Origin of the sequence: Staphylococcus sp. FSL W8-0056, assembly GCF_037963075.1 — a bacterium.
GTDB classification, from domain to species: domain Bacteria; phylum Bacillota; class Bacilli; order Staphylococcales; family Staphylococcaceae; genus Staphylococcus; species Staphylococcus aureus.
The window spans coordinates 395,327-419,869 of record NZ_CP150142.1 but is presented as its reverse complement, the minus strand read 5'-3'; the positions used below and the strand labels follow the sequence as shown (position 1 = coordinate 419,869).

General features: G+C 31.3%; 29 protein-coding genes. 9 read left to right on the top strand and 20 right to left on the bottom strand.

Annotated features, from left to right (window positions below):
• Positions 1–211: 211 nt before the first annotated feature.
• Complete coding sequence (gene norA, locus NSS86_RS02130) at positions 212–1,378, bottom strand: multidrug efflux MFS transporter NorA (RefSeq protein ID WP_001041274.1); 1,167 nt, start codon at positions 1,376–1,378, stop codon at positions 212–214.
• A 208-nt stretch (positions 1,379–1,586) separates the two neighbouring features.
• Here norA and NSS86_RS02125 point away from each other — a divergent pair, with 208 nt between their 5' ends.
• From NSS86_RS02125 to NSS86_RS02115, 3 genes are all read left to right on the top strand, one after another.
• Positions 1,587–2,009: a PPC domain-containing DNA-binding protein gene (locus tag NSS86_RS02125; RefSeq protein ID WP_000776018.1), complete on the top strand. Its 423-nt coding sequence runs from the start codon at positions 1,587–1,589 to the stop codon at positions 2,007–2,009.
• A 185-nt stretch (positions 2,010–2,194) separates the two neighbouring features.
• Entirely contained in the window at positions 2,195–2,812 is a 618-nt protein-coding gene (locus NSS86_RS02120; RefSeq protein WP_001191874.1) for a DUF1361 domain-containing protein, read from the top strand.
• Positions 2,809–3,093, top strand: a complete 285-nt coding sequence (locus NSS86_RS02115) for a hypothetical protein (RefSeq protein WP_000154465.1) — start codon at positions 2,809–2,811, stop codon at positions 3,091–3,093. The genes NSS86_RS02120 and NSS86_RS02115 overlap by 4 nt, the downstream gene beginning before the upstream one ends.
• Positions 3,094–3,247: 154 nt before the next feature.
• On the opposite strand, the gene NSS86_RS02110 is transcribed toward NSS86_RS02115, so the two are convergent.
• The 5 genes from NSS86_RS02110 to NSS86_RS02090 form a co-directional block, all read right to left on the bottom strand.
• Complete coding sequence (locus NSS86_RS02110) at positions 3,248–4,621, bottom strand: deoxyribodipyrimidine photo-lyase (RefSeq protein WP_000952038.1); 1,374 nt, start codon at positions 4,619–4,621, stop codon at positions 3,248–3,250.
• A gap of 85 nt (positions 4,622–4,706) precedes the next feature.
• Positions 4,707–6,260 (bottom strand): DASS family sodium-coupled anion symporter, encoded by a 1,554-nt coding sequence (locus NSS86_RS02105; protein ID WP_339302321.1) that lies wholly within the window; start codon positions 6,258–6,260, stop codon positions 4,707–4,709.
• Between the two features lie 282 nt (positions 6,261–6,542).
• The gene (locus NSS86_RS02100) at positions 6,543–6,830 is read right to left on the bottom strand and encodes a hypothetical protein (protein WP_000180416.1); all 288 of its coding nucleotides are present in this window, start codon (positions 6,828–6,830) and stop codon (positions 6,543–6,545) included.
• 34 nt (positions 6,831–6,864) lie between these two features.
• Positions 6,865–7,773 (bottom strand): aldo/keto reductase family oxidoreductase, encoded by a 909-nt coding sequence (locus NSS86_RS02095; protein ID WP_000435109.1) that lies wholly within the window; start codon positions 7,771–7,773, stop codon positions 6,865–6,867.
• A gap of 102 nt (positions 7,774–7,875) precedes the next feature.
• Positions 7,876–8,802 carry a GTP-binding protein gene (locus NSS86_RS02090; RefSeq protein WP_000794409.1) on the bottom strand — a complete coding sequence of 309 codons (927 nt, stop codon included), beginning with the start codon at positions 8,800–8,802 and terminating at the stop codon, positions 7,876–7,878.
• Positions 8,803–9,028: 226 nt separating this feature from the next.
• Here NSS86_RS02090 and mgrA point away from each other — a divergent pair, with 226 nt between their 5' ends.
• Positions 9,029–9,472, top strand: a complete 444-nt coding sequence (gene mgrA, locus NSS86_RS02085; protein WP_001283444.1) for an HTH-type transcriptional regulator MgrA — start codon at positions 9,029–9,031, stop codon at positions 9,470–9,472.
• A gap of 126 nt (positions 9,473–9,598) precedes the next feature.
• Here mgrA and NSS86_RS02080 read toward each other — a convergent pair whose 3' ends face one another.
• Positions 9,599–11,272, bottom strand: a complete 1,674-nt coding sequence (locus NSS86_RS02080; RefSeq protein WP_000857598.1) for an amino acid ABC transporter ATP-binding/permease protein — start codon at positions 11,270–11,272, stop codon at positions 9,599–9,601.
• Positions 11,269–12,900 (bottom strand): ABC transporter ATP-binding protein/permease, encoded by a 1,632-nt coding sequence (locus NSS86_RS02075; protein WP_000737151.1) that lies wholly within the window; start codon positions 12,898–12,900, stop codon positions 11,269–11,271. Before NSS86_RS02075 ends, NSS86_RS02080 begins: the two co-directional genes overlap by 4 nt.
• 218 nt (positions 12,901–13,118) lie before the next feature.
• Here NSS86_RS02075 and NSS86_RS02070 point away from each other — a divergent pair, with 218 nt between their 5' ends.
• The 4 genes from NSS86_RS02070 to NSS86_RS02055 all read left to right on the top strand — a co-directional run bounded on the left by NSS86_RS02070 (position 13,119) and on the right by NSS86_RS02055 (position 15,878).
• The gene (locus NSS86_RS02070) at positions 13,119–13,994 is read left to right on the top strand and encodes an undecaprenyl-diphosphate phosphatase (protein ID WP_000469894.1); all 876 of its coding nucleotides are present in this window, start codon (positions 13,119–13,121) and stop codon (positions 13,992–13,994) included.
• Between the two features lie 171 nt (positions 13,995–14,165).
• Positions 14,166–14,849 carry a hypothetical protein gene (locus NSS86_RS02065; protein ID WP_000358498.1) on the top strand — a complete coding sequence of 228 codons (684 nt, stop codon included), beginning with the start codon at positions 14,166–14,168 and terminating at the stop codon, positions 14,847–14,849.
• A 2-nt stretch (positions 14,850–14,851) separates the two neighbouring features.
• Positions 14,852–15,310, top strand: coding sequence for a YaiI/YqxD family protein (locus tag NSS86_RS02060; protein WP_000148828.1), 459 nt, complete (start codon positions 14,852–14,854; stop codon positions 15,308–15,310).
• 1 nt (position 15,311) lies between these two features.
• Positions 15,312–15,878 (top strand): TIGR00730 family Rossman fold protein, encoded by a 567-nt coding sequence (locus tag NSS86_RS02055; RefSeq protein ID WP_000820897.1) that lies wholly within the window; start codon positions 15,312–15,314, stop codon positions 15,876–15,878.
• A gap of 95 nt (positions 15,879–15,973) precedes the next feature.
• On the opposite strand, the gene NSS86_RS02050 is transcribed toward NSS86_RS02055, so the two are convergent.
• The 4 genes from NSS86_RS02050 to NSS86_RS02035 all read right to left on the bottom strand — a co-directional run bounded on the left by NSS86_RS02050 (position 15,974) and on the right by NSS86_RS02035 (position 17,938).
• A complete protein-coding gene (locus NSS86_RS02050) occupies positions 15,974–16,516 on the bottom strand; it encodes a GNAT family N-acetyltransferase (RefSeq protein WP_000638613.1) in 543 nt (180 codons plus the stop codon).
• A 79-nt stretch (positions 16,517–16,595) separates the two neighbouring features.
• Entirely contained in the window at positions 16,596–16,895 is a 300-nt protein-coding gene (locus NSS86_RS02045) for a hypothetical protein (protein ID WP_000545115.1), read from the bottom strand.
• Between the two features lie 137 nt (positions 16,896–17,032).
• Positions 17,033–17,428 (bottom strand): hypothetical protein, encoded by a 396-nt coding sequence (locus tag NSS86_RS02040; protein ID WP_000733432.1) that lies wholly within the window; start codon positions 17,426–17,428, stop codon positions 17,033–17,035.
• Between the two features lie 66 nt (positions 17,429–17,494).
• Complete coding sequence (locus NSS86_RS02035; protein ID WP_001259672.1) at positions 17,495–17,938, bottom strand: GNAT family N-acetyltransferase; 444 nt, start codon at positions 17,936–17,938, stop codon at positions 17,495–17,497.
• A 126-nt stretch (positions 17,939–18,064) separates the two neighbouring features.
• Here NSS86_RS02035 and NSS86_RS02030 point away from each other — a divergent pair, with 126 nt between their 5' ends.
• On the top strand, positions 18,065–18,754 hold the full coding sequence (locus NSS86_RS02030; RefSeq protein WP_000842860.1) for a DUF1129 family protein: 690 nt from the start codon (positions 18,065–18,067) through the stop codon (positions 18,752–18,754).
• Between the two features lie 98 nt (positions 18,755–18,852).
• Here the strand turns inward: NSS86_RS02030 and NSS86_RS02025 are convergent, their stop codons facing one another.
• From NSS86_RS02025 to sarX, 8 genes are all read right to left on the bottom strand, one after another.
• The gene (locus NSS86_RS02025) at positions 18,853–19,341 is read right to left on the bottom strand and encodes a DUF456 domain-containing protein (protein WP_000152582.1); all 489 of its coding nucleotides are present in this window, start codon (positions 19,339–19,341) and stop codon (positions 18,853–18,855) included.
• Complete coding sequence (locus tag NSS86_RS02020; RefSeq protein ID WP_000367062.1) at positions 19,338–20,558, bottom strand: sugar efflux transporter; 1,221 nt, start codon at positions 20,556–20,558, stop codon at positions 19,338–19,340. The genes NSS86_RS02025 and NSS86_RS02020 overlap by 4 nt, the downstream gene beginning before the upstream one ends.
• A gap of 131 nt (positions 20,559–20,689) precedes the next feature.
• The gene (locus tag NSS86_RS02015; RefSeq protein ID WP_000687412.1) at positions 20,690–21,556 is read right to left on the bottom strand and encodes a LysR family transcriptional regulator; all 867 of its coding nucleotides are present in this window, start codon (positions 21,554–21,556) and stop codon (positions 20,690–20,692) included.
• Positions 21,557–21,671: 115 nt separating this feature from the next.
• Positions 21,672–22,316, bottom strand: a complete 645-nt coding sequence (locus tag NSS86_RS02010; protein ID WP_000865624.1) for a DUF402 domain-containing protein — start codon at positions 22,314–22,316, stop codon at positions 21,672–21,674.
• A gap of 144 nt (positions 22,317–22,460) precedes the next feature.
• A complete protein-coding gene (locus tag NSS86_RS02005) occupies positions 22,461–22,577 on the bottom strand; it encodes a hypothetical protein (protein WP_001789973.1) in 117 nt (38 codons plus the stop codon).
• A 91-nt stretch (positions 22,578–22,668) separates the two neighbouring features.
• Positions 22,669–23,142 (bottom strand): cupin domain-containing protein, encoded by a 474-nt coding sequence (locus NSS86_RS02000; RefSeq protein WP_000833486.1) that lies wholly within the window; start codon positions 23,140–23,142, stop codon positions 22,669–22,671.
• Entirely contained in the window at positions 23,142–23,858 is a 717-nt protein-coding gene (locus NSS86_RS01995) for a YebC/PmpR family DNA-binding transcriptional regulator (protein ID WP_000532966.1), read from the bottom strand. The genes NSS86_RS02000 and NSS86_RS01995 overlap by 1 nt, the downstream gene beginning before the upstream one ends.
• A gap of 189 nt (positions 23,859–24,047) precedes the next feature.
• Positions 24,048–24,407 carry an HTH-type transcriptional regulator SarX gene (gene sarX, locus NSS86_RS01990; RefSeq protein ID WP_001090985.1) on the bottom strand — a complete coding sequence of 120 codons (360 nt, stop codon included), beginning with the start codon at positions 24,405–24,407 and terminating at the stop codon, positions 24,048–24,050.
• Positions 24,408–24,543: the final 136 nt, after the last annotated feature.

Below are 24,543 nucleotides of genomic sequence, written 5' to 3'. Positions count from 1 at the left end.
AAAAAGAATGTAATATTTGTAACATGTTTATTACTCAAAATCATTTTTTGTTACATATAACATTTAAATATAAAGAGTAAAACATTTAGTCAATCGAATCTTTTTAAATGTAAAGCATCGAATTTTCTTAATAAAATTCATAAGAAAAACGATGCTAATCATTCATAATATTACGCTTTACTTTATATCAATATACACCAAAATACTTATGCTACATATTTTGTTCTTTCAATTTTGCTCTATGTTGCTTTTCAATTAAAACAATAACAACACCTGCTAATGAAACACCTATAGCCATATAAATTGGTGCTTCAATGTGTACATCAAATAACGCACCTGCGATTAAAGGACCTATGAAATTACCCATACTAGTGAATGTCGAGTTCAATCCGCCTGCAAAGCCTTGCCTTTCTCCAGCAATATTAGAAAAATAATTTGTAATGGCTGGTCGTATCATATCAAAACCTATGAAGACAACAAAACTGATTAACATTATTGACCAATAGCCATTAGCAAAAACTAATAATATTAAGACAACAACTGAATATAATAATGACCAAGCTATAAATGTTAACTCTGAGAAATACTTCATAAATTTATCGAAGAAATAGATTTGGAAAAGTGCCCCAAATATACCGCCACCCGTAATAGCAATCGAAATATCTTTAGGTGAATAATTTACCTTGTCAGCTGTGTATAGTGAATACAATGTTTCAAATGCAGATAAACCAAACGATAATACAAGTGTTAAAATAACTGGTGTAATAAACACTTTCCAGTTAATTTTCGTTAGCAATTGTGGCTCTAACTTTTGGAAACCACTTGTCGTAGACTTTTTCGGATCGTGAATCAATACAATTGACATTATAAATGCTAGAATACCTAATGCTCCTGCAAAGTAAAATGGCATACGATGTGAAACTTCTGCCATAAATCCACCAATCCCTGGTCCTAAAATGAATCCAGAATTGATAATCGCTGACATGTAGCCAAAGTTTTTTGCTTTTTGATGGCTTGGTGAAATGTCAGCTATTAAACCTGTCACACCAGGCATTACCATACCAGCACTCATACCACCAATCACTCTCGATAACATCAATACCGAAAAATTGTGGCCAACTGCAAACATAAATTCTGACACTGAAAACAAAATTAATCCTATACATATAATTAATTTCTTCCCTAATTTGTCAGCTAGCGTACCACCAAACGGCGATATAATCATTTGAGATAACGCAAAAGCAGCAACTAGTAATCCTAAATCACTACCAGTTAATCCCAAATCTTTTAAATAAACAGGCAAGACTGGTATTACTAAACCGATACCTAAAAAAATCAAGAAAATATTAAAATATAAGACAAAAATCTGTTTATTCATATGCTCACCTCTTTTTTCTCCATGTCATGCTTAAAGCTGTTATTCTTCTTTTCCACGACAGATTGCAATTCATGCTAAATATTCGTAAAAAGTTTCTATATTGTATTACAACATTGCTACATTTGACAATATTTTTTCTTTGTAATTATCACTATTTTCCATTTAATTGTATAATTAATGACATATTAAAATAAAGGGGATTGATCATATGAAATTGCAAAAAAGTAATCATACTATACTACTAGTGTTGGAAAAAGGAGAAGATATCGTTGAATGTATAACAACCTTTGCAGATGACCAAGACTTAACATTTACATCTGTCAGCGGCATTGGTGCATGTGATGACGTTGTATTAAAATTTTTCAATTTAACAACGAAACAATACGAAGAAAAACATATTACTGAGCCACTGGAATTGACGAGCTTATTAGGTAATATTTCTCGTCTAGACAATGGTCATTTTGCACATTTGCATGCTACTTTCGGTACTCAATCATATGAAACTTTTAGCGGACATCTCGCTAAAGCAATTGTTTCTGCAACTGCTGAAATCATTCTTACTGTAACTGATTTGGACATTCAACGTTCATTCAAAGATGCAGTCGGTTTAAATTTACTTGATCCTCAATAGCACTTTACTTTTTAGTTGAATCAAATTTTATTACAAGTTATCATAAGTGCTTAATCATAAATGCATTCTCGTTTATTAATATACTTCAACGAGTTAAATTAAATTTTTAATTAGGAATTGAATGCGTTTATAACTATCACATTTGAATGAATAACTTTTTCATTAGAAAGTAGTGTTTATTATTGATGCAATCTCGATACATCGCTAGAATTTACTTTTTAATTTTATTTATCGTCTCCCTTTTTGAGACTAAAATTTTTCAATTTATGACTTTAAATTTGTTTTTAGCATATATACCTTTTGAGCTTAGTCTATTATTACGATTATTCAAACCGAATAAAAAGTATGAATGGCCACTCTTTATCATATATAGTTTTATATTTGTGTTACTTTTACCAAATACATTTTATATGGTAACTGATTTAATCCATTTGAACCAATTTCAATTCAACTTTTACGCAGGACTAAATTTAAGTGAGTGGAAATACTTTACCTATTTACTGCTTGGTGTCTTCTTAGCGGTTTATGTGATGATTTTAATCTATTTTGAAATACTAACATTGACTTCTCACCGTTGGCTTAATAGATTAATTGTTGTCGTGCTAATGTTTTTAAATGGATTCGGAATTTATATTGGTCGTTTCTTACGCTTACATTCCGTTTATTTCTTTAATGAGCCCTTACATGTTCTAAATCACATTCTAGAAAGTCTAACGCTTAAAACTGCTATGTTTGTATGTTTTATGGTTGTCATGCAAGCAGCAATTCTATTATTTGGAAAAGGAGTGCGTTTGAACAAGTGACAATAAATATAATCGTTTTAATAGTATCTATCATTGTCTTTCAATTGATTATTGGACACATATGGCATGATATTGGTTTAAGTTATTTAAGAAGTATCTTACTCATGATGCTGCCATTTGGACTAGGTGTATTTATACAACAAGTGTCGTATTACGAACGACAATATCCTAAATGGCAAGTGCCTCAAAACATAAAAGTTAGATTGAAATATATTTATCTCGCTACGTTTTTAGAGTATGTCGTACTATACCTCACTTTATTTACGGACATACTAAGATAACATCAATTTAATAAGAAAACTAAATACAACTTATATATTTGAGGAAAGCCAATTTCTATCACATCAATAATAGAAATTGGCTTATTTATATTGCTTAAGAACTTTATATTCTGCTCCAGATTTTACTCATGCCAGATCTATCAATTGAGCCGAATTAGTCTAGCGCTTTAAATGTAGCTAAAACTTGTGTACGTTTTTCTTGATGATCTACCATTTGTCTTGGATAATGACTACCTAATTCAATCCCCTGTTCAAAAAGGTTGGACTCATTGCGTTGTGTATCATGCAAATATTTTGCATCAATTTGATTAAAAATCGGAAGATATGTTTTGATATACAAAGCTTTAGCATCAAAGCGTTCACTCTGTCTTATTGGATTAAACATTCTAAAATACGGCACTGCATCCGTACCTGTAGAAGCAGACCATTGCCATCCATGAATATTTGATGCTGCATCATAGTCAATAAGGTGCTTTCTAAAGAATTTTTCTCCCCATGTCCAATCTATAAATAAATCTTTGGTTAAAAATTGCGACACAACCATTCTCATTCGATTATGCATAAAACCAGTTTGTGTCAATTCCATTATTGCTGCATCAATGATTGGAAATCCTGTTTGCCCTTCGCACCATGCATTAAAATTCGCTTCATTTTGCGACCATTTTATCTGTCGATATTTAGGTTTGAAAGCTTGGTATGAGGTTTCTGGATACTGTGTCATTAACACATAATAAAATTCTCTAAAAATGAGTTCACGTATAAATGCTTCATGGTTTGCCTCATCTTCATCATAACGCGCCAATAAATCATTAAAAATTTCAATAATATCTAATAATCCATATGCTAAAGCAACACTTAGCTGACTTGTTAACACTTCAGGTAAATAGTCTCTTCCGCTTTCGTAATTCTGTATATCTTGATCTAAAAAATGTTGCCATTTATTCTGTTCAATTACTTGTGAGGATCCAAACGCTATGTCATCAAACACTAAATCATCAGGTGATGCAATGACAAAGTCTTCGAATGATTTTAAATCATAGTGATATACGTCTCTATGCCTCAAGTAAGGTCGCCATTTTCTATAGAAACTAGTAAAAACTTTGTATGGCTCCCCTTGTTGATTCATTGTTTTACTCGCTTTAAAGTAATGATTCCCACGAATTAAAGTAACGGCAATACGTGCTTCATTGAATAAAGAACGTTGATGTAAAATATCATATTCTTCAAGATGATAACTCATAATATCACCCGCAATCACTACTTCAGAGATATTGTTCTCTTTACAAAATGAAATGATATCGTCATAAGACATAACATAAGGTGTAAGCTTTTCTGCGTGCAACGATTGGTAAAAGCGCTGCAAAGTACCGCGATAAAACTGTGCTTTCAAATCAGAAGCTGAAGACATGTCCTCTTCCGGAATGATAAAATAACATGCATCAATGTCTTCTTTTTGTTGATAAATATATTCAAATAATGGATTGTGTTCCATTCGAAACATTCGATTTAATAACACAGCAATTGCCATAAACAAAACACCCTTCAATTATCTTTTTATTTTATTAAGCTTTTTGTCACTTTAAAATAACCTAGATTCTTATTTATATTTTTAATTAAAGCAAACCTAACCATTTCCAATAAGTCATACTAAAAACTATCACTAGAATATACCCTACAATTGTCAATGGTATACCTGCCTTCAAGAAATCTTTAACCGTAAAAGTACCAGTGCCATAAGCCAACATATTTTGAGGTGCACTAACAGGTAATAAGAAACCAAAACTAATAACAAATTGTTGAATTAAAACAAATCCTATAGACTGGTCTCCTAAGTGTAACGTAGAGGTTAGCGAAATAAAAACAGGTATTAACGCTGATGATAAACTTGTTGCACTCGCAAAGCCCAAATGAATCAATATATTAAAAAGCGTGATAAGTGCAATTGTCGCGATAATAGGTAAATGTTTTAAACCTAAAACACCAAAAGTTTGATCACTTAACCATTGAGCTGCACCTGTTTTCAAAAGAACGTTCCCTAGTGAAATACCTACACCAAACACGATAATTGTTCCCCATGGTATTTTATTTTCAACATGTTTCCATGTCATGACACCAATTTTCGGCATTAACATAACACCTAAAGCAATAATAGTAATGGATGCAGAGTCAATCGGATGTAATACTTTTTCAGTTGACCAAAACAGTAATAATAACATCGATATAACAATTAAACGCCATTCACGTGGGCTAACGGGGCCAAGTTTATGCAATTCTTCTTTTATTAAATCTTTACCACCTTCTATTGTATTAATTTCTGGAGGCATCACTTTAATCATGATGAAATATAAAGCTACGGACATAACTATGGACCAAGGCGCTGCATATAAGAACCACTCGCCCCATGAAACATCAAATCCTAATTGATGGTTTATAAAATTAATCGCTACGATATTTTGTGCTGCCGCCGTTTTGATACCAATATTCCAAATTGACACAGCTTGTACTGAAGTAATTATTAATAAAGACACTAACTTGCTATCTTTGGAAACTTTAAATGCCGCAATCATACCCAGCAAGATTGGTACAACTGCCCCTGCTCTAGCTGTTGCAGAAGGAACGAAAAATGCAAGTACAATTGAAACGATAATTGCTCCAATAACTATATTTCTAGTTTTATTACCAACAATTGATAACACTAAAAGAGCTAGTCTTTTATGCAAATTCGTTTCTTGCATAGCAGCAGCCAAAAATAATGCAGCTGCAACGAGAGCTACAGCTGAAGTTGCATATCCACTAAACGCTAATGATAATGCATGATTAGTTCCTAGAAGGTCACTTCCAGCTAAAATAGCACTGCCACTTTTCGGATTACCTAGCTTCTCCCCTAAATTTTGAACCGGGCTAAATCCTAAAAGTAATATCATTAAGCCATTAATTAAAGTTGCTGACACCGGATATGATACAGCTTCCGTTACCCACATAATAACTGCAAAAGCTAAAATAGCTAGTACTGCCTTAGCCATTATCGGCAGACTTGAAGGTGCCGGGAGTAATAGTACAACTATAAGTATTATAAAACTCATGACAATCCAAAATGGCTTGTATTGCTTTTTTGTCTTTTCTTTCTTTTGTTGTTCATGTTCCACTACATGTTTTTCTTCTGACATAACAGTCACCCCTTTGTTTAATCTTAATTTAATTATAACAATTTTTTAAAACATACATTTTTAATTTATGCAAAATACACAATTTTATCGAAATATTTTGTAAATAATATTGCTAGGTGATGAGTTATCTCGGTTAATTACAAAACGATATCTAAGTTTAAATATTAGATCATAAAAAAACTATCTACTGAATATCCTCATAGCATCATTTTTCTAAGCAAAAGTTAAACTTAGTTAGATAAAATGCAAATGAGATTATTGTAGATAGTCTCTTTTTAATATTTAAAAATGATTAATGCCATAAACATAAATAATTCCAAAGAATGCCGCGCCACTAAGCACTGTTAATATAAGACTTAGTAACAATGTGCGTTTATAATGTTTAATAAATGCTATGAACAAAATGACTACATTATACGCAAAGAAAAGTCCGAATAATGTCATTGTTATTTTCAAATCAGAATAGAAAATATTTAATAGTAATACAATGACTGCATAAATTAAATACGGAATAACTATAAATTTGCGTTCAAATCTTAATTGTTCGAAACGTTTATCTTCGTTTGTCATGATATGCTCCTTTATGATTTAAAAGTAAATAAGTTTACGGAATATCTTGTCCGATAATAGCGGTGTAAATGTCAAACCACGACTGATCATCTAAATTAAGTTGTAGCCCTTCGATTGCTTGATCAATACGCTTTAACTGACTTGTTCCAAGTATCGGCATGATACTATGCGGTATTTTTACTAACCATGCTATCATCACAGCTGTGTCACTCACACCATATTTGTCAGCTATTGATTGAACAACTTTCATAATACGTTGCGCTTTAATATCTTCCTTGTCGAAAATTTTACCGCCTGCAAAAGGACTCCAAGCCATAATTTGAACATGGTTTTGATACATTGAATCCATTGTTCCATCTTGTAAACTATCAACGTGATATGGCGATAATTCTAATTGATTGATGCTAATATGTAGTCTTTCTTTCATAATATATTGATTTAACAATTGGTATTGTGAATGATTAAAATTCGACACCCCGAATGACTTCAACTTACCTTGTTTAACAAGTTTAGTTAATGCATCAGCAACTTGTTCTGGATCCATCAATGGTGAAGGACGATGAATGAGTAGACTATCTAAATAATCTACATTCAAATTGATTAATGACTGTTCAACAGATTTCACGATGTGCTTACTACTCAAATCATAACGATGTCCATTTGTAAAATCAAATTGCTTAGAAGGCAAAATGATACCACATTTCGTAACAATTTGAATTTTATTTCTTAATTCGGGTGATAAATCCAAAGCATTACCAAACAGTGATTCACATTGATAATCCCCATAAATATCAGCATGATCCATCGTTGTAATTCCACGTTCAACTAATTCATTTATAAAATAATTTAACTCTTTCGCAGTCATCTTCCATTCATTTGCACGCCAAAAACCTTGTACAAGCCTAGAAAAATGAACATAGTGATTAATCATTATTTGTTCCATATCTCATCCACTCCATCCCTCAATGTCACAAAATATTCACAATAAAAGTATTAAGAAATTAATGTGCTATTTCCGTTAAATTGAAACAACACATTTTCTGATTTACGTAAATTGTAGCATATCCAATTGATTACGTATGTGATTTGTATCTAAAGTTTCACCAATAATAACAATCGTTAATGGTAATTGCATGCCAATTATTCCATAGTCTGGTAAACCATATGCATATTGAAATTCATAAATTGCATTTGGTTGATTTCTAAATGACACATAACCTTTCAAACGTAGAACAGATTCCGGTAATTTCATTATAAATTGATAAAACAATTGACGATCAATCGGACCTGTAAACGTGTAAGTCATACTTTTAATCCCATGATGATGGTGATGATGAGACGATATCTCTCTGTCTTTAACAGTTAAGTCCAATTCTTCCAACGAAACTTTTCCATAGGTTGTTTTATAAGTTGGAATACTTGCACAAATCATACCTAATTGCTTATCAATTTTCTCAAGACTGTCATCAGTTATAAGATCAATTTTATTAATAATAATCATGTCACTTAGTTTCAACTGATCTTCCATCAGCGAAACTGTATTTTCGGTATATTGATGACGTTCTAAAAATCGAGTCGCATCTAATACACCATAAATAATCGGCTTTTCAAAGAAATTAACGATTTGCGGATCTTGACATGCAACTAGTAATTCCAAAGGATGCGCAATGCCTGTCGCTTCTATGATGACATGATTAACGTCCCCTTTTAAAGCAATGGCTTTTAGTTCATAGACAAGTTCTTGTTTAAGATCGCAACAAACACAACCATTAATCAATGAATGGACTTCAATTTCATTTGAAATACTATTGCTATCAATATCAAAAGTACCGAATTCATTCATGATGATTTTAATTTTCTCATCATTTTTTAATAATTCACTAATATAATGTGTCAGTAACGTGGTTTTACCACTACCCAAAAATCCGTTAATTATGGATATTCTTATTTTTTCATCTTTATTATTTTTCATTTTATATTCTCTTTTCTATTACAGTTATTTTTAAAAATGATAACATATATATTAAATTATCTTTTTGCTTGATTTAATCAAAAATATCTTCTAAACTTTAAACATACTTTAATTTTAGCATGGCATTGAATCAAAGAAAGTTGTGAATTAATAAACAATCAACTTTTTAATGATTACCAATCCGAAAAGAGAAAAAAACGGATAGTATGTCTGGAGGAGAACTTTAATGTCTGATCAACATAATTTAAAAGAACAGCTATGCTTTAGTTTGTACAATGCTCAAAGACAAGTTAATCGCTACTACTCTAACAAAGTTTTTAAGAAGTACAATCTAACATACCCACAATTTCTTGTCTTAACAATTTTATGGGATGAATCTCCTGTAAACGTCAAGAAAGTCGTAACTGAATTAGCACTCGATACTGGTACAGTATCACCATTATTAAAACGAATGGAACAAGTAGACTTAATTAAGCGTGAACGTTCCGAAGTCGATCAACGTGAAGTATTTATTCACTTGACTGACAAAAGTGAAACTATTAGACCAGAATTAAGTAATGCATCTGACAAAGTCGCTTCAGCTTCTTCTTTATCTCAAGATGAAGTTAAAGAACTTAATCGCTTATTAGGTAAAGTCATTCATGCATTTGATGAAACAAAGGAAAAATAATTAACTTTTGTCATGACAATTAAAGTAATGTTTAGAATTTATTAAGAATAGAAAAACAATTAGCACGCGTAAGCTTGTTAGTTAAAAAACTGCTTGAAAGGTTTCTTAGCCTATCAAGCAGTTTTTTTATGCATTATATTGAATCATATTCCATAAAGCACCTTGATTAGCGAGTAATTGTTGATAGTTTCCCTTTTCAACTATTTTACCATTTATCATCACAATGATGGTCTCAAAACGTGACAATAAAGTTAAATCGTGTGTAGCAACAATTAATGTTTCTGCATGTGCTTCAATTAAATCCATAACTTTTAAACTATTTTGTTTATCTAATGCAGTTGTTGGTTCATCTAAAATCCATGTTGATGCAGTATCTTTTAATAACATCCTCGTAATCGCTAAACGCTGAATTTCTCCGCCAGATAATGTATGACCATCTAAGTCAATTTGACGTTCTAGTGCCAAATGTTCTAAATCTAATTGCTTAAATATTGCTTGCACCGCTTCATCTTTTTCATCGGTAAATAAATTTTGACGTATTGTACCATCAAATAATTGTTGAGATTGTAGCAAGACATTTAACGATTCAAACTTATCTTTGTCATCTATTTCAAACATATCCATATTTTCGAAACGAACAGAGCCACTATCTAATTGATATAACCCTGCCATAATTTGTAGTAATGTACTTTTTCCTGAACCTGAAGGACCCACAATCGCAATCTTTTCGCCTCTATTAACATTAAAATTAATATCCGACAACACATACGTTTGCTGATTCCAATACTTAAAACTAGCATCCTTAACTTCATAAATGTTCGTTGCATCATACTTATCATTAAGACGTTTTTTTCCATTAGTAGAAGGTACAGATATCACTTCATTAATATCGTGCAATGCTTGGTCAGTATCCGCTTTATAATACGCGACATTTGTCATTGGTACAGCTTGTTCAAATAAAGTTAAGATCATTAAAACTATACTCGTCATATAAATAATATTTAGTTGGCCTGCATTAATTTGAATTAATCCTAGAACTAAACTACCAAAAATCGAAAGCATAGCAATAATATTTAATATAAAATCATAAATCGTTAAAAAGCGTTGCTCTTTAAGTTGTAATTTATCAAAATGATTTAATTTAGCCATCAAATTATCTCGATAATGATTAATTTGATTAAATCGACGTAGTTCATCCATACCAGCTTTATAATCATAAAAATGATTTAAAAATCGGGCCTGTTCATTAGCTGCATGTTTCTTTAAAGTACGTGCTTTTTTTGAGCTTAACCAAGGAACAATGAGTAAAGTAAACAACATGCTAACCATAATCAATAGCGCATGGCCGATTGAAATGAACGCCAAAACTATGACTGTAACTAGCGCTGTCAAACCGATAACGACTGGTGGATAATAAACACGTAAATATATATTTTGTAATGCCTCAACACGACTAATCATACGTGAAATTAAATCACTAGAACTCAGTTTACGGTAAACATTAGGAATGACATTTACTAATTTACCGAAAAACTGTACCCGAATATCACGTAGCATTGTAAATGTAGCTTTATGAGAAATAAGGCGCTCTACGTATCGAGTAATAGCTCTTAAAAACCCAAACAATTTTACTGTAACGACTAAAATCATCAGAGCGTATAGTGGCGCACCAAGTGCACTTTGTGTCACCATATAACCACTTAAGAAAAACATGGCGAGCGCAACTAAACTTCCACAAACACCAACAACTATAGCTAACAATAAATCCTTATCTACTTGAAATTTTAGTCGTGTTTTCATAAGTCATCACCATTTTCTGTTATATTTACTGAAATATTGCGATCATCAGCAATCAGTCTTCCATTTTCTATATACAAGCGTCGTTGTAAATGGCGAATTGTATTATCTCTATGTGCAATGACAATCATCGTTGTATCTTTAAAATGTTGAAACAGAACGTTCTGAATCATGTGTTCTGTTTGAATATCTAAACCAGTTGCAGGCTCATCAAATATAACGAGATCTGGCTTCATAACTAAAAGACGGCAAAGTTCTATGCGTCTCATCTGTCCACCAGATAACATTTCGCCTCCTTCACCTATTATTGTGTTAATGCCTTTTGTGAAAGATTGCACTTTGTCTAATAAACCTACTTCGTCTAGCACTTCTTCAATAGTATTATTTTCTATATCTTTAAACATCGTAATATTCTCTTTTATAGAAGCACTGAAAATATATGGCTGTTGACTAAGTATTCCTATATTTAAATCACGCTGGTTTGTACTTATAGTACCTATTGTTGGCTGATAAACACCTGCAATAAGATGTGTCAAAGTGGATTTACCTGCCCCGCTTGGACCTACAAGTGCAATTTGATCACCTTTAAATATTTCCAAATTTAAATCATTTAATACCAATCTATCAGAATCATCATATCGAAATGATATGTCTGTTAACTGAATAAATGGCTTTTGGTTTTCCTCATACTTTAATAGAAATTCATTATTATAGTTCGGTTGTTCTAAAAACTCAAACACAACGTCACTGGCACCTTCACTTTGTTTTCCAGTATGGAACGCTTGCCCTAAGTCCTTAATTGCATTATAAAATTCAGGCGCTAAAATAATCGCAATTGCCGCAGTTTTAAAATCAATATTATGAAATACTACTAAGCTTAGCGTTGCTTCCAATGCAACCAATCCAATACCTAACATACTTATAAATTCGAGCATTAATCCCGATAAAAAAGCACTGCGTAAAATGCGCATTGTTAAAGTTCTAAACTGAGTACTATCGTCGTAAAAATGCTTCTCTGTTTGCTCTGTACGATTAAATAGCTTTAACGTCACTAAACCTTTAGCAATATTTAAAAACCGTTGACTAAATTGATTCAAATAAGTCATTTGATCTTTTGACTCATCTCGCGTTTTCAAACCGAAAATAATATAAAACAAAGGAATAAATGGTGCAGTTATTAACATAATTAATGCGGTATTGAAATGGATGAAAAACATTGCAATGATTATGATGAGCGGAACCATCATTGATTTGAACACTTGAGGCAAATAACTCTTATAAAAAGGTGCTAAACCATCAATGTTTTCTGTGAGTATAGTCATTTGTTCACCGATTGGATGACCATTATTTTTATAAATAACCCGCTGTCTAAGCATATGCTTAACTTTAAATGCTAATGTATCACCTAACCATTGATTTAGAAATTGCACAGTTGCTCTTAAAAGTAAAACACCTAATAAAATAAATAATACAATCCATAAACCTTGAAATTGATGTCTTATAATTTTAGCTAAAAAATCTGCTATTAAAATATTTTGCGTTATAACGAGTATGCCGAGACCAGTACTGACCAAGAACATGAGTACCGGAAAAATTTTATATTGAAACAGTATTGTTGTTAATTTTTTCACAATTATATCACCTAAACCTATTATAAAAGGTTTTCCTTAAAATCAAATTAAATAGCTCAATAAAATATTGTAGTTTTACATGTAAAAGAAAATGAATATATACATCTTTAGTCTAGTATTATAACTATAACTAGCATGTCTTTAAATAAATATGCTATCATGATATGGTAATTTTGATATTTAAATAAATTAAATTGAGTAATGAAAGTGGGTACATTATGTTTATCATTGAATTAATAAAAGGTATTATCTTAGGGGTCGTCGAAGGATTAACAGAATTTGCACCTGTTTCCTCTACTGGACATATGATTCTAGTTGATGATATGTGGTTAAAATCATCTGAATTTTTAGGTTCTCAATCAGCATTTACATTTAAAATCGTCATCCAATTAGGATCCGTCTTTGCAGCAGCATGGGTATTCCGCGAACGCTTCTTAGAGATTTTACATATTGGTAAACACAAACATGTTGAAGGAGAAAACGATCAACAAAGACGTTCAAAGCCAAGACGTTTAAATTTATTACATGTATTAGTGGGTATGGTGCCAGCAGGTATTTTAGGCTTACTATTTGATGATTTCATCGAAGAACATTTATTTAGTGTGCCAACTGTTATGATTGGCTTATTCGTAGGTGCTATCTATATGATTATTGCTGATAAGTATTCAGTTAAAGTTAAAAACCCACAAACAGTGGATCAAATCAATTATTTCCAAGCGTTTGTAATTGGTATCTCTCAAGCAGTAGCTATGTGGCCTGGTTTCAGCCGTTCAGGCTCAACAATTTCAACTGGGGTATTAATGAAATTAAATCATAAAGCAGCATCGGACTTCACATTTATTATGGCTGTTCCAATTATGTTAGCAGCTAGTGGTTTATCTTTATTAAAACATTATCAAGATATTCAGATTGCTGATATACCTTTTTATATTTTAGGCTTTTTAGCTGCATTTACTGTTGGACTAATTGCAATCAAAACATTCTTGCATCTAATTAACAAAATCAAACTAATTCCATTTGCCATTTACAGAATTGTATTAGTAATCTTTATTGCTATACTTTACTTCGGATTTGGCATTGGTAAAGGTATTTAATTTCCTTTTAAAATATAGACTGTCAATTAAGGAACCACTTGATTGGCAGTTTTTATTGTCTTCTTTTAAAAAACATCTGAAATACTTAATAGTGATTCACTACTATCATCGTTTATATTGATGTATCATAGGGTATGTAAAATTAATAAAGTAATTATGGAGGCAAGATCTATGGATAAGAAAAAAGTCATCAAATTTATGATTAATGTATTACCAATTGTATTGGTACCGTTAATTGTTGAACGTAAACGTATCAAACAACATCCGGACGTACAAAAAGTTACAGATGCTACAAGTAAAGTTGCTTCAAAAACATCTGCAGCAATCAGTAACACAGCGAGTGATGTTAAAGAATATGTCGGCGATAAAAAACAAGATTTTGAAAATAAACGTGAACTTAAAAAGTTTGCTAGAGAACATGATCCTGCCTATATTGAGAAAAAAGGCGAAAAATTAGCTAAACAAAATCGTAAAGACGCTGATAAAATGAATAAAATACTTCAAAAAAATATCGAAAAGCGTCATAAAGAAGAGCAAAAAGCCCGCGAAAAGAATGAAATACAACGTATTAAAGATATGAAAAAATCACAAAAATACGAAGAAAAAGCAGGCTTAACACCTAATAAATTAGATGAGAAAACTGAGAAAAAAGGCGATAAACTAGCTGAAAAAAATCGCAAAGAAATCGCTAAAATGAATAAAAAGTTACAAAAAAATATTGAAAAACGACACAAAGAAGAACAAAAACGCCAACAAGAAGCTGATAAAGCACGCATCAAGTCATTTAAAAAATATAAAGATTATGTTGCCAAAAGCGCCTCTCAACAAAATAAAGAAAACAATACAGAGGCATAATTGTGACACATATTATTATTGATGGAGATGCTTGTCCTGTTGTTGATTCTATTATAGATTTAACAACTGAGACAGGCATTTTTGTGACAATTATTCGGAGCTTCAGCCATTTTTCGAACCAATTATATCCTCCACATGTATCAACATTATATGTTGATGATGGACCAGATGCAGTTGATTACAAAATTGTTCAATTATCAACGAAGGATGATATCGTAGTCACTCAAGATTATGGACTCGCAAGTTTATTAGTCGACAAAGTCTTAATTGTCATGCATCATAATGGGAAGATATACAATTCCAAAAATATTCAACAACTATTAGATAAACGATATATGAATGCACAAATTAGAAAACAAGGTGGTCGCCACAAAGGTCCCCCACCTTTTACAAAGCAAGATCAAAAAGTGTTTGAACAATCACTATTAAAAGTCATTCATCGAATTAAGGAGCTGGATTAACATGAAACGAATCGCAGTTTATTGTGGTGCAAGCAAAGGTCATGACCCTTCATATGTACAAAAAGCATACGATTTAGGTAAATATTTTGCTGAACAAGGTTATGAATTAGTATTTGGTGCAGGGTCAATTGGCATTATGGGTGCCATTCAAGATGGTGTATTAAATCATGGCGGCAAAGCTATTGGCGTCATGCCTAAAATGTTAGATGAACATGAAATCACAAGCCAACGTTTAACTGAATTAATTTTAGTTGATTCTATGCATGAACGTAAAAATAAAATGGCAGAACTTGCAGATGCATTTGTCATGGCTCCTGGTGGCGCAGGTTCACTAGAAGAATTTTTCGAAATGTATAGTTGGGCTCAAATAGGTATCCATGAAAAGCCTATTGCCATTTATAATATTAATGGCTTTTTCAATCCACTACAAACAATGATTGACCATATGATTGAGGAAGGTTTTATTGATCCTAAGTATCGTGCTCTTGCACCGTTATGCGACACTAAGGAATCATTAATAGAATCAATATTAAATTTCAAACCTCTGGGTACTCGTTCATACGATTAATCATTCTAAGGTTAAAAAATAAACAAACACCCCTAATATTGTTATCATCAGCTAAACAATGTTAGGGGTGTTTGTTACGATTATGTATAAATTTTTCACTTTCGAAGATTAATGTAATAGCGCACTTGCCTTTTTAATAAATGATACTTACTTAGATTGGGTAATTCGAAATGATCATACACTGTCATGCCAATTTTTTCCATTACACGTTGTGAGGCTTTATTTGCTTCTGCTGTAAAACTATAGACATCGTATATTTGATGTTCTTCTGCTAACTTCAACGTTGCCTTTGCGCCTTCAGTTGCTAATCCTTTTCCCCAAAATTCAGGCAACAAGCGCCAACCTATTTCATAAAGCGGTAATTCTTTAAATGGATAATCGCTTGTTTCTGGAATATAATTCAAACCTATAAAGCCTATCCATTGATGGGACTCTTTATCTTCTACAGCAAATAATCCAATGCCATAATCTTTAATAACCGCATCCATAGTTCTCATATCTAATTCTGAACGACGATAACTCAATAAACTTGGAAAATATTTACGTACGTCATAATTCGCATTCATTTTTTGAAAAGGTAACAGATCATCTTCATGCCAGTCTCTTAATATTAAACGCTCTGTTTCACAATAAATCATCGATTGACACTCCTATATAATTTCTCAATAAAAAACACAAAATCGATATTTTGATCAACTTTGCGTTTTAGATAGCAGTTTATTTTGATTTAGAAATATAACTTATAAGTTCAACATGAACTGGCACTTCTTTTAAACGTGCTCTATCTGATTTCAGCGCAGTAAAAGTTGCATCTATAAAATCTTGTTGATGGTTTAAACGATATGTAGCAACAAAAGTATCTGTATCGGACTCAAAGTTTGGTAAATGTGCAATTACACGCTTAATTTCGCCAGTAGAATCAGCAATCGTATGTCCTGTAATATTTTCTAATTCTCTACCTAATTCTGGCAAAGTAATATCTTGACCCTCTAAAATTCTAAAATCTTGTTCATGCATGCCGTTTCTCTCCTTTATTAATTACGTTGTCTATTTTTACGTTCTGTTTCAATCATGACCACATTTTAATTAATACATACCCTTAAAATAAGGTTTAAAACGCTGTACCTTTCATCTATAACAAGTAAGCAATACGATTATGATTGGTGTTTGTCATTAGCTTTTTGATCTTTATCTGTTGATGTAGGCTTTTTGTGATTATCTTTATCCGATGACTTAGTTTGATCTTTTGATTGCTTATCTTGTGATGCCTCTTTATCTTTATCTTTGTCTTTATTTTTGTCTTCGTCTTTTTTATCATCCTTGTTATCTTCTTTTGAAGGTTTTAAATCTTTCACTTCTTTTTCAAGGTCTTTTTGCTTATCTGCTAATTTTTCTTTTTCTTGTTGAAGCTTTTCTTTTTTGTCTTTTAATTCTTTATTTTCTTTTTGTAAATTATCGATATCCTTTTCCAGAGTGGCTTTCTCTTGACTTTTACCACAACCTGTTAAAAATAGCATGACCGCCATAATACTGATGATTAATTTCTTCATATAAAACTCCTTAACGTCATTAAATCTTTTTTAATTTTAACATGAATTAGCAACATAATCCTAATTCTAATCAATATCTTTATACATTTTCACATGACTCACTTGATAACCTAAATCTTTATTCAAAGATATCATTGGCAAATTATTTTTATGAATTGTACTGCTTATTCGCTTTGCATTCATAGTTTTTGCCCATTTTTCAAGCGCAATCTTCAGTTGCGTAGCTATTCCCAGTTTGCGAAATTGTGGTTCAACATATAGCAGTTCAATGTTAACCATACTTTTTTCATTACTAAAATGTCCCCAAATAAACGCTATTAATTGACCTTCATTTTCATATATATAAATTTTATCATTTGTATGTTCTAATCTTGAACATATCATCTCGTACCTAAGAGCAATACTCAGTTTAGTACATTTATAGTTGGATTCTGCTTGCGACAATAATGTCTCGTGTATATTAGCTATTTGCTTGATATAATTATGTTCATCTTTATTAAGTGTCCTCATTTTCCTCTCCAATATTAATCGTTATATTTATGCGTTTAATATGATATGATTGACTTTATTAATACTATAAAATCATTTCCATTTTAATTAGGAATTAAACATTTTTAAAGGAGCGCTTAAGTAACAATGAAAAGTACTGCGCAATTAACAAAAGAAAATAATGTTAAATCATTAAGATTAAGCAATACTGATAGAGAAATCTTCGAGAATTATATGACTTATATGCGCTCTGACTTTCGCGTCAACCCTCATGATACAGAGTTAATTATTAACCGTATACTCAAACAATTATTAAGCGCAGAACAACATGGTTTATTAGCCTTAGATTTTTTCAATCACGACCCAAAAGCACATGCAATAAAAGAACTAAAAGCGATGCCTAATGAAACATTTAAAAATATTTTTAAATATATCTATCAACACATCGTTCTATTAATTGGGATTGTTAGTTTTCTCAAAGGATTTTTAGGATTTTTCATGGAAAAAAATGGAAGTAATTTATATTTTGTTTCATTCCCGTTTTCAGTAGTCGTTGGATTCTTTATTGTCTTTTTATTTATATGGTTTAGTTTTAAAACAATACAACTGCAGTGTTTTAACAATTCAAATTGGATATGGATATTCACCTATTTAGCAATCATTCTACTAATTGTAGGATTTTTCTATGTATTCTTTATTCCACAATCATTACTTGCCTTTGGACCATATATTCAGGTAAGCAATTGGGTATTTATTATATTTTCATTTATAGTTATGCCTATTGGATTACGCATTGAAAGAAATATTTCGAAAAAACATTCTCATACATTTTTATAAACAAAAAGCTTATTACATCATATGCGAATTTGGTACTGTTAATGATAAAATCACTAAATTACAGTTACCGAAAAACATATTTTGCAATAAGCTTTTTATTAATTAATCAATAAAGCATCTATAAAGAACCATACAATCATTATAAACATAATGATTGCTTGAGCTATACTACTTGTTAAAAATGCTACGATTGAACCTATACTTACTTTAACTGCTCTTTCAAATGAATAGCCTTGTATTAATTCAACTATGAATACCAAAATAAAAGGTATAATAATAATTCCAAATGGCGGTAAAACAAAACATCCAATAACCACACCAATTAAAGCTGCATACTCTCCAAACTTAGAACCACCGAAGCGATTCACAAAATATTTATTAGCTAAAAAGTCCGCACATAAAATTAGTATTGTTAGCAATGCCATAGATACATAAAACACCCATGATAAATGCTGATTATGAAAGCCAAATTGATAGATTAGAAAGCCAACCCATAATACTAAAACAGAAGGAATAATCGGCTTAATCAACCCAACAAATGCTAACATGAAGGCAGCGATGATAAGTAGCCATAAAATAATTGTCATGTTGATATCATATCCTCTTTTGTAATTTTTTGATTTTTAGTAAAGAATATAAGTATCATACCTAACATGATTGATGCTGCTGATACAAAAAATACATTTTCCAAACCTACCCAGTGACTCATAGCACCACCTAATAGGTTACCGCCTAACTGTCCAATAACCATTGCATTAGAAAATAGTGTTGAGGCGTATCCTGGAAAATCTGGTAAGATATCTTGGAAATAACTAATACCAATTCCTAAAAGAACCGCTAAGAAAATAGCTAAAAATACCTGTCCTGCTAACATCATATAGAAGTTTTTAAATACCCCAATGCTGAAGTAGAATAAACCACCAAAAATCGCTCCATAAATCAACAATGTTCGAGTATGTAATCTAGATGATAAAACGCCAAGAATGATCATAAATGGCACTTCTAAACCAGCACATAAACTAGCTAAATAACCGACATGTTGCTCATTTTCTTTTAAATAATCAGTAACAAATAAAGGCATATTCATCGTATACATCCATTGTCCAATGTGTAATAAAATAAATGCAATAAATGGTAATAAAAGCGTTTTGTCTTTAAACATATTAGGAGCAATTTTTTCAACATGTTGTTGCGTACTAATAGGGTGTTTAATGTTTAAATCCTTATAGAAAAACACTTGAAGTACTAAAGTAAATAAAATGATACTTATTGTTCCACCAAACAATCCAGCATAGCCTTTTAAACCGATTAATTGGGCACCAATAAATGGACCAAATAAAAAGCCCAATGAGAACATTGAACGTAATACTGTGTTGGCAAATTGAGCTCTATCTTTAGAGCTTGAAACATTGATAGATTCTCTAGCAGATGCGTAAAGTTGGGGCATTGCTGGTGCAAATAATCCTTGGAAAATCGCATATAGTAATATGAATAACCAGATTGTATCTACAAAAAAGTATATTGAAAAACCAAGCGCACCCATTAATAATGCGAGAATAATAATAATTTTTCTATTAAAGTGATGCGTATCCGAAAATCTAGCAATAATTGAATTTACTGTAAACTGGCTAATCGCTGCAGATGCTAGAAGTAATCCATACTGATTTGTTGTCATACCTAAATCTTTAGTTGCAAAAAGAACAAGATATGGGACCGTAACCGCAATACCCATACCTAGTAGAAACATATTAGCAACAAAGAGTTTATAATTCTTTATTTGTAATAACGCTGCAAACATATCCATAACCCCGCTTCTTAGAGCCCCTTTTAATTTATTAATTAGGGGCTCTTTTGCTGTTGGTGCGTTAGCAAACAACTACGTTCAATTTAACCGAATAGTTTAAAATTAAATACAAACCTTAAATTAGTCTAAAACTACGCCTTTGGTTGTTCAACAAAGCTCGCCATGAGATTTACAAAAGAATCAACTTGTGGCAATTGCAACATGCTCGGATCATAACTCATAAATGTCGAACGAATCAGCGGTTCATTATCAATTTCTACTTTTTCAAACTCAAATTGTTCTTTGCTGATATTTTTCATCATAATTTCCGGCAAAATTGTAACACCTACACCACTAATCAACATTTCTTTGCAAGTTGCTACTTGATCCACTGTAATAGTTGCATGGTAATCTTGTTCTAAATTATCGTTATACCATTGTTTTATTTGATTTATATAAATCGGATCAGCTTGAAACTCTATAAATGGTAACTTTGTAACATCATCTCGTCTATTTTTTGGAAAAATAAAATAATGATCATCATTAAATAAATGTGTGTTAGCTAAATTCATTACCTTATTTCCACGAGTTATCATAACATGATAATCTCTATGATTTGCTTTAATTTGTTCAGTTGAACCAACTTGCACTTGTATTTCAACATTAGGAAATTGGGCATTATATAGGCTCAAAACTTCAGGAAGTAAGGTTTGTCCAATCAAAGAAGAACACCCGATTGATATTGTTCCATTCACTTCACCAATATGTGCCTGCATTTTGTCAAAAAATAATCGCTCTCTTTTCAACATGTCACGGGCATGCTCAATAATCATTGTTCCTTCAGTTGTTGTAATCAATTGTTTTTTTGTTCTGATAAAAATATCTACTCCAAAAGCATTTTCAATAGCTTTTAGTCTTTGTGTAACAGCAGGTTGAGATATATATAAAATTTCAGCCGCTTTACGTAACGTTTTCGTTTCGTCTAATGTTATTAGTAAACGATAGTCTTCAATCTTCATAATTTCCCCCCATAAATTATTCAATTATTGAACTTTCATGGCTACAAGCATTCATGAGTTCATTACTAACGAATAATTTCACCAATTTTATTGGCATGGCTGCAGCTTGAATTACTTAGTTTTTCTTTTGTTGTTGGTGATTTTTAGTTTGATTATATTGCTTAGGTTTTATTTGTTTGCTTTTTTCAATATTAGTTTTATTTTGTGGCTTTTGATGATTTTTTTGAGCCTTTGCATTAATTTTATTAAAGCAGTACATGATTTTCTTTTGGAATCCTTTAAAATCATTTTCTAACTCTGCCATAATTTGATGTGCAATCATATATGCTTCATGAAATTGCTTTTTTGTAATTTGCTCACTTTCTAATGCAAACATTAAATCATCTTCATCTACCAACTCATATTCACCACTTGGTAATGCTAAAACATCTAAACATAAATCTACTGTACGCGCATTACCTTTTTGCGTTATATTTTTGATATTTATATCAAAATAATATTCTAATGGATTGCCTTTATTATCAAACATTACAGTTATACTATAACGTTTCTTTTCAGGTAGTATTTGCAACCATTTATAATTGTCATCTGCGACAATGATATTTTGTCCAACTACCGTCACCTCTAAAGGATCACGAACCTTTTTCATCGTGACTAAGCCTATAATACCCTTAAACCTATTATTATTAACTTTTACCTCTGTGTATTCCCTATCAATTAGGCGACGCCAGTGACGTTTATCTATATACTTTACTTTCACAGTCACCAACTCCTTGTCATTATTATATAAAACTACATAAATGATGTCATGTCATGATACAGTTTTATAGTTTTTGTTAATCATATGAAAATATTTATTATTATTTTACTACAACTCGCTTCAATTTACTTAAAATAGACAATATTAATTAGATAGTACACACATTTCTTCATAAAAGTGATTTTTCAAAAATATAAATAACACACTCTTATCGTTTTCAAAATCATTTAATGCTATTTTCATTAAAAACAGCTGAAGCATCAAATCTATTCTGATTCAATCAAGAATACATATAAAAATGAAGTGACTCAAAGGTTTATTAACAACCTTCAAACCACTTCATTGATCATTTTTATTTTAAAGCATATTTTTCAATCACTGATTTAAGATGCGGATATTGTGTAATTAATTCAGATTGCTTAAACAATTCAAACTGCTTAAACTCAAATGCCGGTTGACACATACAACCTACTAAACTATAAGTATTTGAAATTTCGATTGAAGAAGCAAAAATTGTTCCTTTAGGCACTACATATTGCAATACATCTCCATTTTGGATATCAGTACCCAATGTTGCAGTCGTATATTCCCCATCCGGATTTATCATATGAATTGTTAGAGAATCACCAGCATGATAGTACCATACTTCATCAGCATCAATTCGATGAAAATGCGAAATATTGTCATCTGTAAGTAAAAAATAAATACTACTAAACGGCGCTCTGCGTCCATCTTTCAATACTTCTCGAATTGTCTCTCTATAGAAACCACCTTCAGGATGTGATTCAAGTTGCAATTCATCAATCCATTGTTCTGCTGATTTCATTATTTCAAATCCACATTATGGAATACGTTTTGTACATCTTCTAAATCTTCTAATGCATCGATTAATTTTTCAAATGTTACTTGGTCCGCTTCAGAAAGTTCAATATCTGTTTGAGGTAACATTTCAAATTCAGCAACTTTAAATTCTTCAACACCTGCTGCACGAAGCGCATCTTGAACGACTGCAAATTGATCTGGTTCAGCATAGACTATTGTCAATCCATTATCGTCAATCACATCATTTACATCTACATCTTGTTCCATTAATGTTTCAAGTATTTCGTCAACAGACTTTCCTTCAATACCAAATGTTGCCACATGATCAAACATATAAGCAACTGATCCAGATACACCCATATTACCGCCGTTTTTACCAAAAGCAGCTCGCACATCAGAGGCAGTACGATTTACATTATTTGTTAACGCATCAACAATTAGCATTGATCCGCTTGGGCCAAATCCTTCATATCTTAGGTGATCAAAGTTTTCGTCTCCAGCACCCTTAGCTTTATCTATTGCTTTTTCAATAATATGATTCGGCACTGAATATGTCTTAGCGCGTTCAAGCACCAACCTTAAAGCTTGGTTAGATTCTGGATTGGGTTCACCAGATTTTGCTGCAACATAAATCTCCTTACCAAATTTCGCATATATTCTACTTGTGTTTTTATCTTTTTGGGCCTTTTTTTCTTTAATGTTATTCCATTTACGTCCCATAATGTCATCTCGCTTTCGAACTGTTTAATTAACAACATATATTATACATGATTTTTTTATGTTTATATACATTTTCACAATTAACATTATTGAACTACGATTCCTTCAAACTGTTACTTAGTTTTAAAATATGTATAAATTAAAAATGTGCCGATAAGCAAATTCTATGCTTTCGACACTCAATTTCAATTAAATATTTAAAAATTGTTCTACATCTTCAAATAAAGCATTAAATTTAGATATATCATCATTATTTAAATAAATATAAATTTTACGCTCATCTTTAGATGATCTAACTTTACTAAGTCTTTCTTTTTCAATTAGTCTTCTTATAGAAACTAATAATTTTGTCCTACTTAAATCTAGCTCATCCATTGCAGTTTTTAAAAATGATTGCATAAGTACTTTTTCATCTTTGCAATGCTTCATCGTTAAATCTAAGACTGCTAAATCATTTAGCGACAACTTATATTTTTTATCAATATATTCAGATAATGCTTTATATTGTTTATAGAAGCCAAGCAATGTTTCTAATTTCTCAGTATTCAAAATGTTGCACCCCCAAATATATAAAGACAATGCTTCTGTCATTATTATCTTAAATTTTTTTGCCATTGTCTTTCTCATTTGTTTTTAATACGTTGTCAAAATTACCAACAAATGCAAATTAAATTTTGCAATACAT